Annotated in this window: 11 protein-coding genes and 1 riboswitch; of the genes, 10 read left to right on the top strand and 1 reads right to left on the bottom strand. The window is 69.0% G+C overall.

The window, feature by feature from the left end:
• Window positions 1–35 precede the first annotated feature (35 nt).
• The 8 genes from IB278_RS26980 (at window position 36) to IB278_RS26945 (ending at window position 7,602) form a co-directional block, all read left to right on the top strand.
• Entirely contained in the window at window positions 36–788 is a 753-nt protein-coding gene (locus tag IB278_RS26980; protein WP_145738646.1) for a transporter substrate-binding domain-containing protein, read from the top strand.
• Window positions 789–795: 7 nt separating this feature from the next.
• Window positions 796–1,464: an amino acid ABC transporter permease gene (locus IB278_RS26975; protein WP_124961348.1), complete on the top strand. Its 669-nt coding sequence runs from the start codon at window positions 796–798 to the stop codon at window positions 1,462–1,464.
• A 145-nt stretch (window positions 1,465–1,609) separates the two neighbouring features.
• Window positions 1,610–2,182 (top strand): HutD family protein, encoded by a 573-nt coding sequence (locus IB278_RS26970; RefSeq protein ID WP_192326716.1) that lies wholly within the window; start codon window positions 1,610–1,612, stop codon window positions 2,180–2,182.
• 23 nt (window positions 2,183–2,205) lie between these two features.
• Window positions 2,206–3,456 (top strand): imidazolonepropionase, encoded by a 1,251-nt coding sequence (gene hutI, locus IB278_RS26965; RefSeq protein WP_145738642.1) that lies wholly within the window; start codon window positions 2,206–2,208, stop codon window positions 3,454–3,456.
• Window positions 3,453–4,835, top strand: coding sequence for a formimidoylglutamate deiminase (locus IB278_RS26960; protein ID WP_192326715.1), 1,383 nt, complete (start codon window positions 3,453–3,455; stop codon window positions 4,833–4,835). Before hutI ends, IB278_RS26960 begins: the two co-directional genes overlap by 4 nt.
• A gap of 4 nt (window positions 4,836–4,839) precedes the next feature.
• On the top strand, window positions 4,840–5,655 hold the full coding sequence (hutG, locus tag IB278_RS26955; RefSeq protein WP_145738638.1) for an N-formylglutamate deformylase: 816 nt from the start codon (window positions 4,840–4,842) through the stop codon (window positions 5,653–5,655).
• A gap of 48 nt (window positions 5,656–5,703) precedes the next feature.
• Window positions 5,704–6,750, top strand: coding sequence for a homocysteine S-methyltransferase family protein (locus IB278_RS26950; RefSeq protein WP_145738636.1), 1,047 nt, complete (start codon window positions 5,704–5,706; stop codon window positions 6,748–6,750).
• 84 nt (window positions 6,751–6,834) lie between these two features.
• Window positions 6,835–7,602 (top strand): SH3 domain-containing protein, encoded by a 768-nt coding sequence (locus IB278_RS26945; protein WP_192326714.1) that lies wholly within the window; start codon window positions 6,835–6,837, stop codon window positions 7,600–7,602.
• Here IB278_RS26945 and IB278_RS26940 read toward each other — a convergent pair whose 3' ends face one another.
• Window positions 7,603–8,529 carry a LysR family transcriptional regulator gene (locus IB278_RS26940; RefSeq protein ID WP_145738632.1) on the bottom strand — a complete coding sequence of 309 codons (927 nt, stop codon included), beginning with the start codon at window positions 8,527–8,529 and terminating at the stop codon, window positions 7,603–7,605.
• Between the two features lie 98 nt (window positions 8,530–8,627).
• Between IB278_RS26940 and IB278_RS26935 the strand changes: the two genes are divergently transcribed.
• Window positions 8,628–9,089 carry a PACE efflux transporter gene (locus IB278_RS26935; protein WP_192326713.1) on the top strand — a complete coding sequence of 154 codons (462 nt, stop codon included), beginning with the start codon at window positions 8,628–8,630 and terminating at the stop codon, window positions 9,087–9,089.
• A 48-nt stretch (window positions 9,090–9,137) separates the two neighbouring features.
• Window positions 9,138–9,242: riboswitch (S-adenosyl-L-homocysteine riboswitch) on the top strand.
• Window positions 9,243–9,301: 59 nt separating this feature from the next.
• Window positions 9,302–12,016 carry a methionine synthase gene (gene metH, locus IB278_RS26930; RefSeq protein WP_192326760.1) on the top strand — a complete coding sequence of 905 codons (2,715 nt, stop codon included), beginning with the start codon at window positions 9,302–9,304 and terminating at the stop codon, window positions 12,014–12,016.
• The last annotated feature ends 48 nt before the right edge of the window (window positions 12,017–12,064 follow it).

Below are 12,064 nucleotides of genomic sequence, written 5' to 3'. Positions count from 1 at the left end.
GCACCGATTTTTCTTCAACCTACGGAAGCCTTCCCATGAACACCCGCCGCACCCTCGTTGCCGCCGCACTCTCCAGCCTCGCCTTCTTCGGCTTTGCCGCCACCGCGCAAGCGCAGGGCGAGCCGCTGCGCGTGGCCACTGACGCCACCTTTCCGCCGATGGAATTCGTGGAGAACGGCAAGCGCACCGGCTTCGACGTGGAGCTGGTCGAGGCCATCGGCAAGACGCTGGGCCGCAAGATCGAGTGGATCGACATCGACTTCAAGGGCCTGGTGCCGGGGCTGGTGTCCAGGCGCTTCGACATGGCCGTGTCGGCCATCTACATCACCGACGAGCGCAAGAAGGTCGTCGACTTCACCGTGCCCTACTACGCGGGCGGCCTGGTCGTGATGGTGAAGGACGGCAACACGGCCATCAAGGCGCCGGCCGACATCAACGGAAAGAAGGTCAGCGTGCAGGTGGGCACCAAGTCGGTGGCCTACACCAAGGAAAAATTCCCGCAGGTGCAGCTGATGGAAGTCGAGAAGAACCAGGAGATGTTCAATCTCGTGGACATCGGCCGCGCCGACGCCGCCGTGACCGGCAAGCCCGCCGCCTACCAGTACGTGCGCACGCGCGGCGGCCTCAAGGTGCTGCCCGAGCAGATCACCACCGAGGAATACGGCATGGCCATCCGCAAGGACACGCCCGAGCTCACCAAGGCGGTGAACGGCGCCATCGAGAAGCTCAAGGCCGACGGCACTTACGCGCAGATCGTCGCCAAGTGGTTCAGCGCCAACGCCAAATAAGCGGCCCATGGATTTCGACTTCTCGCCGGTCTGGCAGGGCTGGCCCGACCTGCTGCGCGGCGCGCTGGTCACGGTGGAGATCACCGCCTGCGCGCTCGCGCTCGGCTGCGTGCTGGGGCTGCTGGTGGGCATCGGCCGGCTCAACCCGAAGCGGCGCTGGCTCTACGGCGTGTGCACGGCCTACGTGGCGGCGATTCGCGGCACGCCGCTCCTGGTGCAGCTGTTCATCCTGTTCTTCGGACTGCCGCATTTCGGCATCCTGCTGCCGGCCTTCCTGTGCGGCGTGCTGGGGCTCGGTGTGTATTCGGGTGCGTACGTGTCGGAGATCGTGCGCGGCGCGATCCAGTCGATCGACAAGGGCCAGACCATGGCGGCGCAGTCGCTGGGCATGACGCCTGGCACGGCGATGCGCGAGATCGTGCTGCCGCAGGCGGTGGTGCGCATGATTCCGCCGCTGGGCAACGAGTTCATCGCGCTCATCAAGAACTCGGCGCTGGTGTCGCTGCTGACGATCCACGACGTGATGCACGAAGGGCAGAAGATCATCAGCGTGTCGTACCGCTCGCTGGAGGTCTACCTGGCGATCGCGCTCGTGTACTTCGTGCTCACGGGCACGATGACGCTGGTGCTCAGGCACTTCGAACAGAAGCTGCGGCAGGGCGGGCTGATGCGATGAGCGGCACTGCATTCGCATTTCTCCCTCCCCTCCCGGGGGAGGGGAGGGGTGGGGGCACGACGGCCTTGCCCTTCGCGCGGCGCTCGTTGCGCGCCGCCCCCATCCCAGCCTTCCCCCGGAAGGGGAAGGAGCAAGAGGTCCCATCATGAGCAACGTGCAGCGTTTCTCGCGCGCGGCGCTCCCGGCCATGCCCTGGAAGAACGGCGGCGGCACCACGCAGGAGATCGTGAGCTGGCCGCAGGGAGCGGGGCTCGACAGCTTCGGCTGGCGCGCAAGCATCGCGACCATCGCGGCGGCCGGGCCGTTCTCGGTGTTCGCGGGCGTGGACCGCAGCATCATGCTGCTCGAAGGCGACGGCGTGCGGCTGTTCACGCACGATGGGCGCATCGAGCACCGGCTCGACGTGCCGCACCGGCCGTTCGCCTTCAGCGGCGACGACGCGATCGACTGCACGCTGCTCGGCGGCGCATCGAACGACTTCAACATCATGACGCGGCATGGGCAGTGGCACGCCGACGTGCAGGTGCTGGACCATGCATCGGCCATCGAGGCCGCACCGCACGGCGTGCTGCTCGCGCTGAGCGGCGCATGGCGGCTGAACGGCGAGCCCTGCCGCGAAGGCGAAGGCCTGTACTGGACCGACAGCGCGCAGGCATGGCAGGCCGTGCCCGAGGGTGAAGGCGCGCGGCTGGCTGCGGTCCGCATCGTGCCGGCGTAAGCTGTGCAAACACCAGACAAGACATGACATCCGCAACCACATCCCCATCGGCCGACGGCCTCTGGACGGGCCTGCGCCTGGCGCCCGGCGCCGCGCCCGGCACCACCCTGGACGCCGGCACCGAAGCCGCGATCGCGGTGGCCGAGGGCACGATCCGCTGGGTCGGCGCACGCAGCGCCCTGCCGGCCGGCTTCGAGGGCCTGCCGCTGCACGATGGTGGCGGCGCGCTCGTCACGCCCGGCCTCGTCGATTGCCACACCCACCTGGTTTATGGCGGCCAGCGCGCCAACGAGTTCGCGATGCGGCTCGCGGGCGCCAGCTACGAAGAAGTGGCGAAGGCCGGCGGCGGCATCGTCTCGTCGGTGCGCGCCACGCGCGAGGCCGATGAAGACGCACTCTTCGCGCAGGCCGTGCCCCGGCTCGAACAGCTGCTGGCCGACGGCGTGTGCGCCATCGAGATCAAGTCGGGCTACGGCCTGGCGCTCGAACATGAACGCAAGCAGCTGCGCGTGGCGCGGCGCCTGGGCGAAGCCCATGGCGTCACCGTGCGCACCACCTTCCTTGGCGCGCACGCGCTGCCGCCCGAATATGCGGGCCGCAGCGGCGAGTACATCGATCTCGTCTGCAATGAGATGCTGCCCGCGCTCGCGGCCGAGGGGCTGGTCGATGCGGTCGACGTGTTCTGCGAACGCATCGCCTTTTCGCTTGCGGAAACCGAGCAGGTGTTCCAGGCCGCGAAGGCGATGGGCCTGCCGGTCAAGCTGCATGCCGAGCAGCTCTCCGACATGGGCGGCGCCGCGCTCGCCGCGCGCTACGGCGCGCTGTCCTGCGACCACATCGAGCATTTGTCGGCCGAGGGCATCGAGGCCATGCGCCAGTCGGGCACCGTGGCCGTGCTGCTGCCCGGCGCCTACTACACGCTGCGCGACACGCACCTGCCGCCGATCGAGGCGCTGCGAGCGGCCGGCGTGCCGATGGCGGTGTCCACCGACCACAACCCCGGCACCTCGCCGGCGCTGAGCCTGCTGTTGATGATGAACATGGCCTGCACGCTGTTCCGCCTGACCGTGCCCGAGGCGCTGGCCGGCGTCACGGTGCATGCGGCGCGCGCGCTCGGCCTGCAGAAGACGCACGGCGCGATCGCCGAAGGCATGCCCGCCAACTTCGTGCTGTGGAACGTGCGCGATGCGGCCGAGCTCGCCTACTGGTTCGGCCAGCGTCCGGTGCGCAGCGTCGTGCGGCAAGGCCGCATCGCCGTGGGGGCGAGCCAATGAACACGCTGTTCGCGGCCGACGCGCTGCTGCCCGGCGGCTGGGCGAAGAACGTGCGGCTGTCGTGGAACGACGCCGGCCAGCTCACGCAGGTGCAGTCCGCCGCCCAGCCTGCCGCAGGCGCGCCGATGGCGAACGGCCCGGTGATCCCCGGCATGCCCAACCTGCATTCGCATGCCTTCCAGCGCGCCTTCGCGGGGCTGACCGAATACCGCGCCCAGCAGCAGGACAGCTTCTGGAGCTGGCGTACGCTGATGTACCGCTTTGCCGCGCGCCTCGGCCCGCAGCAGATGGAGGCCATCGCGACCTGGCTCTATGCCGAAATGCTCGAGGCGGGCTACACCAGCGTGTGCGAGTTCCAGTACGTGCATCACGATGCCGACGGCCGCCCCTATGCCGACGATGCGACGCTGAGCCTCGCATTGCTGCGCGCCGCGAAGAAGGCCGGCATCGGCTTCACGCTGCTGCCCGTGCTCTACCAGGCCAGCGGCTTCGGCGGCCTGCCGCCCAACGAGGGGCAGCGCCGCTTCATCCGCTCGACCGATTCGATGCTGCGCCTGCTCGATAGACTCAAGCCCGCGTGCGAAGCGCAAGGCGCGCGGCTCGGGCTGGCACCGCACTCGCTGCGCGCCGTGCCGCCCGACGCGCTGCGCGAAGCCATCGCGGGGCTCGAGGCCATCGACCCGGGCGCGCCGATCCACATCCACATTGCCGAGCAGACCAAGGAGGTCGACGACTGCGTGGCCTGGAGCGGCCAGCGCCCGGTGGCCTGGCTGCTCGACCATGCGCCGGTCGATGCGCGCTGGTGCCTGGTGCATGCCACGCACATGGATGCGGCCGAATACGAGCGCGGCGCCAAGAGCGGCGCGGTGGCAGGCCTGTGCCCGACCACCGAGGCCAACCTGGGCGACGGCATATTCGATTTTTCCGCCTGGCGCCACCACGGCGGCGCCTGGGGCCTGGGCTCCGACAGCCATGCCACGGTCAATGCCGCGGAAGAGTTGCTGATGCTCGAATACAGCCAGCGCCTGGCCTGGCGGCAGCGCAACGTCGGCGCCAGCGCGGCGCAGCCGCATGTGGCCACCGCGCTTACGCTCGAAGCGGTGCGCGGCGGCGCGCAGGCTTCGGGCCGGGCCATCGGCGGCCTCGCCGCGGGGCAGCAGGCCGATTTCATCGTGCTCGATGCCGCACAGCTTGCGCTGCAAGGCCTGCCAGCGCCCGACATGCTGTCGGCCCACGTCTTTGCGAGCCACCGCACCTCGGCCATCGACACCGTCTGGGTGTCGGGCCAGCCGCGCGTCGCGGCCGGCCGCCATGCCTTGCACAACGAGGCCGCCGCCGCCTTCGTCGCGGCGCGCGGCCAGCTTCTCCAGGAAAATTGAGCCCATGAGTTTCATCACCACCGAACCCGCCTTCCGCTTCCGCCAGGGCACGCGTCCCCTGCTGATCTCGATGCCGCATGTCGGCACCTACGTGCCGCCCGCGCTCGCCGCCCGCCTGACCGAAGAGGCGCGCCAGGTGCCCGACACCGACTGGCACCTCGAACGGCTCTACGACTTTGCCGATGCGCTCGGCGCCTCGGTGCTCGTCGCCACGCATTCGCGCTACGTGGTCGACCTGAACCGGCCACCGGATGGCGCCAGCCTCTATCCGGGCCAGAGCGTCACCGGCCTGTGCCCGGTCGACACCTTCGACGACACGCCGGTCTATGCGTCCAGCGACGACCTGCCGGGTGACGATGAAATCGCCGCGCGCCGCGACGCCATCTGGCAGCCCTACCATCGGCAGCTGCAGGCCGAGCTCGACCGCCTGAAGGCCGCGCACGGCACCATCGCGCTGTGGGACGCGCACTCGATCCGCTCGGTGCTGCCGCGCTTCTTCGAGGGCAAGCTGCCCGACCTGAACCTGGGCACCGGCAAGGGCACGAGCTGCGACCCCGCGCTGGCCGCCACGCTGCTGGGCATCGCCGAATCGGCCACCGGCTACACGGGCGTGCTCAACGGCCGCTTCACGGGCGGCTACATCACGCGCCAGTACGGCAACCCCGCGGCCGGCGTGCACGCGGTGCAGCTGGAGATGACGCAGTCGAGCTACATGCAGGAGAAGCTGCCCTTCGACTACCTGCCCGAAGTGGCGGCCGGCGTGCAGCCGCATGTGCGGCGCATGATCGAGGCGGTGCTGGAATTCGTCGAAGGCCGCTAAAGCACCGACGGCGGCCAGGGACAGCCCCGCTTCCTACAATCGGGGGCTATGAAGCCCGTCACTTACACCCGCGGCCAGGCACTCGCCGGCATCCTCGAAAAGCGCATTGCCATCCTCGACGGCGCAATGGGCACGATGATCCAGCGCTTCAAGCTCACCGAGGAACAGTACCGGGGCGAGCGCTTCAAGGATTTCGAGCGCGACGTGAAGGGCAACAACGAGCTGCTCTCGCTGACGCGGCCCGACGTGATCCGCGACATCCACGAGGGCTACCTCGCGGCCGGCGCCGACCTGATCGAGACCAACACCTTCGGCGCCACCACCATCGCGCAGGAGGACTACAGGATGGCGCATCTCGCACGCGAGATGAACCTCGAATCGGCGAAGCTCGCGCGCGCGGCCTGCGACAAGTTCAGCACGCCCGACAAGCCGCGCTTCGTGGCCGGTGCCCTGGGCCCGACGCCCAAGACCGCGAGCATCAGCCCCGACGTGAACGACCCCGGCGCGCGCAACGTCGACTTCGAGCAGCTGCGCGCGGCCTACTACGAGCAGACCGAGGCGCTGGTCGAGGGCGGCGCCGACGTGATCCTGGTCGAGACCATCTTCGACACGCTCAACGCCAAGGCCGCGCTGTTCGCGGTCGACGAGTATTTCGACCACAGCGGCCAGCGCCTGCCGCTGATCATCAGCGGCACCGTGACCGACGCCTCGGGCCGCATCCTGAGCGGCCAGACCGTCACCGCGTTCTGGCACAGCGTGCGCCATGCGCAGCCGCTGGCCGTCGGGCTCAACTGCGCGCTCGGCGCCGCGCTGATGCGGCCCTACATCCAGGAACTCGCAAAGGTGGCGGGCGACACCTTCATCAGCTGCTACCCGAACGCGGGCCTGCCCAACCCGATGAGCGAGACCGGCTTCGACGAGACGCCCGACGTCACCTCGCGGCTGTTGCACGAGTTCGCGGCCGAAGGGCTGGTCAACATCGTGGGCGGCTGCTGCGGCACCACGCCGGACCACATCGCGGCCATCGGGAAGGCCGTGGCGCCGATGAGCGGCCGGCTGTTGAACAACAACGGCTTCTACCGCGAAGCCGCGTGACCGACGGCCGGGGCTGTCGCGCCCTCGGCTGATTGACGGCATCCGGGCCGCCGCCTAGGCTGGTGGCGCAAAGGAAGCCTGATCATGAACAACAAACTTTCCCTGCGCTGGATCGGCATCGGCGCCATGGCGCTGGCCCTGCCGCTGGCCGCCGCGGCGCAGCAGGCCTTCACGCGCGGCGCGGTCAACCTGCGCGCGGGCCCCTCGGGCGACTATCCGCTGGTGGCGCGACTCGGGCCGGGCCAGCCGCTCGACGTGATCGGCTGCACCGGCGGCTACAGCTGGTGCGACGTGGTGCTGCCCGACGGCGGACGCGGCTGGGTCTGGGCCCGGAGCCTGGACTACGCCTACCAGGAGCGGCGCGTGCCGCTGACCAGCTACGCCGCGGTGATCGGCGTGCCCGTCGTCACGTTCGTGATCGGCAGCTACTGGGCCGACTACTACCGAGACCGGCCCTGGTACGGTGAGCGCCGCTGGTGGGGCGGCCGGCCGCCGCCTCCGCCGATGCCCGGCTGGCGTCCCCCGCCGCCGGTGCGGCCGGCCTGGCAACCGAGGCCATGGCCGGGCCCGGGCTTCAAGCCCGCGCCGGGGCCCGGCTTCCATCCGCAACCGGGACCGGGCTACCGTCCACCACGGCCGGGGCCGGGCTATCGCCCGCCGGCCGACCCGGGCATCAAGCCGCCGCGGCCCCAGCCGGCCTTCCGGCCCGGACCGCCGCCCGGCCAGCCGCAGATGCATCCGGGCGGCGGGCGCCCGCATGGAGGCGGTGAAGGTGGCGGCAGGGGTGGTGGCCACGGCCATGGCGGCGGTGGTGGCGGTGGAAAGGGCGGCGGCCACGGCCACCGCGACTGATCAGCCGCGCGCGCTCGCGGCAGGAATGCCCGCCGCGGCCTGCCGGTCGCGCGCGATCAGTGCCACGAAGCGCTGCGCCCCCAGCCCCAGCGGCCGCTCGCGCGACCACACCACGTCGACCCACAGGTCGAGTCCGTTGCTGAGGTTCTCGAATGGAATCTCGACCAGCGCGCCCGCGGCCACGTGCGGCCTGGCGAAATTGCGCGGCAGCCAGCCCCAGCCGAGGCCGGCCGTGATCAGGCTCAGTGCGGCCAGCGCGTTGTCGGTGCGCCAGACGTGGCGCGCGAACACGAAGCGCGGATCGCTGGTGGCCAGGTCGCGGCCCGCCACCACGATCTGCCGGGTATTCGTGAGGTGCTCCTCGCGCAGCCGCTCGCCGGCGGCCGCAAGCAGCACGGGGTGGCCAGGCGCCATCACCGCCACCATGGTGTCGCTGCCGACTTCCTGAAAGCCTTCCCGCCCATCGAGGCTCGGGCGCTCGAACACCAGCGCCAGCTGCGCGCGACCGCTGTGCAGCAGCGCCAGCGCATCGGCCTGCGGCGCCGCCAGCACCTCGACCTGCAGCAGCGGATATTCCTCGGCCAACGCGGCCAGCGGCCCGCTCCAGGGCGCGGCCAGCAACTCGGGCGCAATGGCCAACGTGAGGCGGTTTTCAAGGCCCTGCGTGAGCGCCAGGGCCTGCACCTGCAGCTGCTTCAGCTGGGCCGCCAGCAGCCGCGCCTGCGGCTCCAGCGAACGGGCCGCGGCGGTCGGCTGCGGCTCGCGGCCGCTGCGGTCGAACAGCGGCAGGGCCAGTTCGGCCTCGAGGTTGGCAATGGCCATGCTGACGGCCGAGGGCACCTTGTGCAGCGCGCGCGCCGCAGCCGAAAAGGAGCCGTGGTCGATCACGGCCAGGAAGACCTCGACGTTGTCGCTGGAGAAAGCCATGGCCGATCTATCAATAAAACTGAAATAAGTTGACTTTTTATATCAGCGAACAGCAAATAAAGTCCAGCCATCGTCTTCATCCGCCAGAGGAAACAGTCATGCAGGGGTTCCAGCGCCGCGTCGTCTACATCAGCCTTTACGAAGGAATCGCCATCGTGGCCGCCAGCGCCGGCCTGGCGCTGATGACGGACGCCGGGCTCGGGCATTCGGGCGTGCTGGCGGTGGCCGCCTCGGTCATTGCCGTGATCTGGAACCTGGTGTTCAACGCCCTGTTCGAGCGCTGGGAGTCGCGCCAGGCGGTGCGCGGGCGCAGCGTGCGCCGGCGCGTGGCGCATGCCGTCGGCTTCGAGGGCGGATTGATCGCGGTGTTGGTGCCGCTGTTTGCCTGGGGCCTTGGCGTGACGCTCTGGCAGGCGCTGGTGATGGACCTGGGCCTGGTGGTGTTCTTCCTGGTCTACACCTTCGTCTTCAACTGGGGCTTCGACCGGGTGTTCGGGCTGCCGGCCTCGGCCGCGCCCGCCAAGACCGGACCGGCAGCAGCGGCCGGGCAGGGCGCCTGAACGACCCTGGCGGCCGCGGTCCTTGCCGCAGCCGGTAAAATTGCGCTCCCTTCCAAGGAGCGTTGCAGCGGCGGCCCGCATCGAGAGGCCCGCCGTCAGGCTTGGAAGGCGCCCTGCCGCCAGGGCGCAAGCCGCAAACGACGCTCACCTGACGTTTTTTCCTGCCCAGGTGAGCCCCCATGAACGAAGTCTCCACGCCCCGCGTCCCCCCGATGAAGCTGTCCGGCCTCGAACCGGTGGCCATCGATGCCGGGTCGCTGTTCGTCAACATCGGCGAGCGCACCAACGTCACCGGCTCCAAGGCCTTCGCGCGGATGATCCTGAACGGCCAGTTCGAGGACGCCCTGGCCGTGGCGCGCCAGCAGGTCGAGAACGGCGCGCAGGTGATCGACATCAACATGGACGAGGCCATGCTCGACAGCAAGGCCGCGATGGTGCGCTTTTTGAACCTGATTGCCAGCGAGCCCGACATCGCGCGCGTGCCGGTGATGGTCGACAGCTCCAAGTGGGAAGTGATCGAGGCCGGCTTGCGCTGCATCCAGGGCAAGGGCATCGTCAACTCCATCTCCATGAAGGAGGGGGTCGACAAGTTCAAGCACGAGGCCAAGCTCGTGAGGCGCTACGGCGCCGCCGCGGTGGTGATGGCCTTCGACGAGAAGGGCCAGGCCGACACCTACGAACGCAAGATCGAGATCTGCGAGCGCGCCTACCGCATCCTGGTGGACGAGGTGGGCTTTCCGCCCGAGGACATCATCTTCGACCCCAACATCTTCGCGATTGCCACCGGCATCGAGGAGCACGACAACTACGCGGTCGACTTCATCAACGCGGTGCGCTGGATCAAGCAGAACCTGCCGGGCGCCAAGGTGTCGGGCGGCGTGAGCAACGTGAGCTTCAGCTTCCGCGGCAACGACCCGGTGCGCGAAGCGATCCACACCGTGTTCCTGTACCACGCGATCCAGGCGGGCATGGACATGGGCATCGTCAATGCCGGCATGGTGGGCGTGTACGACGACCTGGAGCCGACCCTGCGCGAGCGCGTGGAAGACGTGGTGCTCAACCGGCGGCCCGATGCCGGTGAACGTCTTGTCGAAGTGGCCGAGACCGCCAAGAGCGGCGCCAAGGACGACAGCAAGAAGCTCGAATGGCGCGGCACGCCGGAGCATCCGGTGCACGTCAACCAGCGCCTCTCGCATGCGATGGTGCACGGCATCACCGACTTCATCGTGGAAGACACCGAGGAGGCCTACCGGCAGATCCTCGCCAAGGGCGGCCGGCCGCTGCACGTGATCGAGGGGCCGCTGATGGACGGCATGAACATCGTGGGCGACCTGTTCGGCCAGGGCAAGATGTTCCTGCCGCAGGTGGTGAAGTCGGCGCGCGTGATGAAGTCGGCCGTGGCCCACCTCATCCCCTACATCGAGGAAGAAAAGCGCCAGGACGAGGCCGCGGGCCGCGACGTGCGCACCAAGGGCAAGATCATCATCGCCACCGTCAAGGGCGACGTGCACGACATCGGCAAGAACATCGTCACGGTCGTGCTCCAGTGCAACAACTTCGAGGTGGTGAACATGGGCGTGATGGTCCCGTGCCACGAGATCCTCGCCAAGGCGAAGGTCGAGGGCGCGGACATCGTCGGCCTCTCCGGCCTCATCACGCCGAGCCTGGAAGAAATGCAGTACGTGGCCGGCGAAATGCAGAAAGACGACCACTTCCGCATCAAGAAGATTCCGCTTCTGATCGGCGGCGCCACCACCAGCCGCGTGCACACCGCCGTGAAGATCGCGCCGCACTACGAAGGCCCGGTGGTCTACGTGCCCGATGCCTCGCGCAGCGTGAGCGTGGCGCAGTCGCTGCTCTCCGAGCAGGCCACCGCGTACATCGACGAGATCAACGCCGACTACGAGAAGGTGCGCACGCAGCACGCCAACAAGAAGCAGGTGCCGATGTGGCCGCTGGCCAAGGCGCGCGCCAACAAGACGCCGATCGACTGGTCCGGCTACACGCCGCCGGTGCCCAAGTTCATCGGCCGGCGCCTGTTCAAGAACTTCGATCTCACCGACCTCGCGAAGTACATCGACTGGGGCCCGTTCTTCCAGACCTGGGACCTGGCCGGCCCGTTCCCGGCCATCCTGAAGGACGAGATCGTCGGCACGGAGGCCGTGCGCGTGTATGCCGACGGCCAGCGTATGCTCAAGCGTTTGATCGAAGGGCGCTGGCTCAGCGCCAGCGGCGTGGTCGGCTTCTGGCCCGCCAACACGGTGAACGACGACGACATCGAGCTCTACACCGACGAGACGCGCAGCGAGGTCGCCATGACCTGGTACGGCATGCGCCAGCAGACCGAGAAGCAGGTGATCGAGGGCGTGATGCGCCCGAGCCGCTGCCTGGCCGACTTCGTCGCGCCCAAGGACAGCGGGCTGAAAGACTACGTGGGCGTGTTCGCGGTGACGGCGGGCCTGGGTGTCGAGAAGAAGGAGAAGTACTTCATCGACGACCTCGACGACTACTCCGCCATCATGCTCAAGGCCCTGGCCGACCGGCTGGCCGAGGCCTTTGCCGAATCGCTGCACCACCGCGTGCGCACCGACCTCTGGGGCTATGCGCCCGACGAGGGCCTGAGCAACGAGGACATGATCGCCGAGAAATACCGCGGCATCCGCCCTGCGCCGGGCTACCCGGCCTGCCCCGACCACAGCGTGAAGCGCCCGATGTTCGACCTTCTGGGCTGCGCGGACATTGGCATGACGCTGACCGAAAGCCTCGCTATGATGCCCGCCGCCAGCGTGAGCGGCTTCTACCTGAGCCATCCCGAGTCGACGTACTTCAACGTCGGCAAGATCGGGCACGACCAGCTGCAGGACCAGGCGGCGCGGCGCAAGGAGAGCGAATCCGACCTCGAGCGCCTGCTGGCGCCGAACCTTTGAACCTGCCGGCCGGCGTGGCCGACCGGCACCGGGAGTTGTTATTCAGAA

This window comes from Variovorax sp. VRV01 (assembly GCF_014852545.1).
Classification (GTDB): Bacteria; Pseudomonadota; Gammaproteobacteria; order Burkholderiales; family Burkholderiaceae_C; genus Variovorax; species Variovorax beijingensis_A.
The sequence above is the reverse complement of the archived record's forward strand: the minus strand, read 5'-3'. Positions and strand labels throughout refer to the sequence as shown.

Bases quoted from the DNA above. Each gene is read 5' to 3' on its own strand.
- IB278_RS26980 (WP_145738646.1), top strand. From the start codon at position 36: ATGAACACCCGCCGCACCCTCGTTGCCGCCGCACTCTCCAGCCTCGCC.
- IB278_RS26975 (WP_124961348.1), top strand. From the start codon at position 796: ATGGATTTCGACTTCTCGCCGGTCTGGCAGGGCTGGCCCGACCTGCTG.
- IB278_RS26970 (WP_192326716.1), top strand. From the start codon at position 1,610: ATGAGCAACGTGCAGCGTTTCTCGCGCGCGGCGCTCCCGGCCATGCCC.
- hutI (WP_145738642.1), top strand. From the start codon at position 2,206: ATGACATCCGCAACCACATCCCCATCGGCCGACGGCCTCTGGACGGGC.
- IB278_RS26960 (WP_192326715.1), top strand. From the start codon at position 3,453: ATGAACACGCTGTTCGCGGCCGACGCGCTGCTGCCCGGCGGCTGGGCG.
- hutG (WP_145738638.1), top strand. From the start codon at position 4,840: ATGAGTTTCATCACCACCGAACCCGCCTTCCGCTTCCGCCAGGGCACG.
- IB278_RS26950 (WP_145738636.1), top strand. From the start codon at position 5,704: ATGAAGCCCGTCACTTACACCCGCGGCCAGGCACTCGCCGGCATCCTC.
- IB278_RS26945 (WP_192326714.1), top strand. From the start codon at position 6,835: ATGAACAACAAACTTTCCCTGCGCTGGATCGGCATCGGCGCCATGGCG.
- IB278_RS26940 (WP_145738632.1), bottom strand. From the start codon at position 8,529: ATGGCTTTCTCCAGCGACAACGTCGAGGTCTTCCTGGCCGTGATCGAC.
- IB278_RS26935 (WP_192326713.1), top strand. From the start codon at position 8,628: ATGCAGGGGTTCCAGCGCCGCGTCGTCTACATCAGCCTTTACGAAGGA.
- metH (WP_192326760.1), top strand. From the start codon at position 9,302: ATGAAGCTGTCCGGCCTCGAACCGGTGGCCATCGATGCCGGGTCGCTG.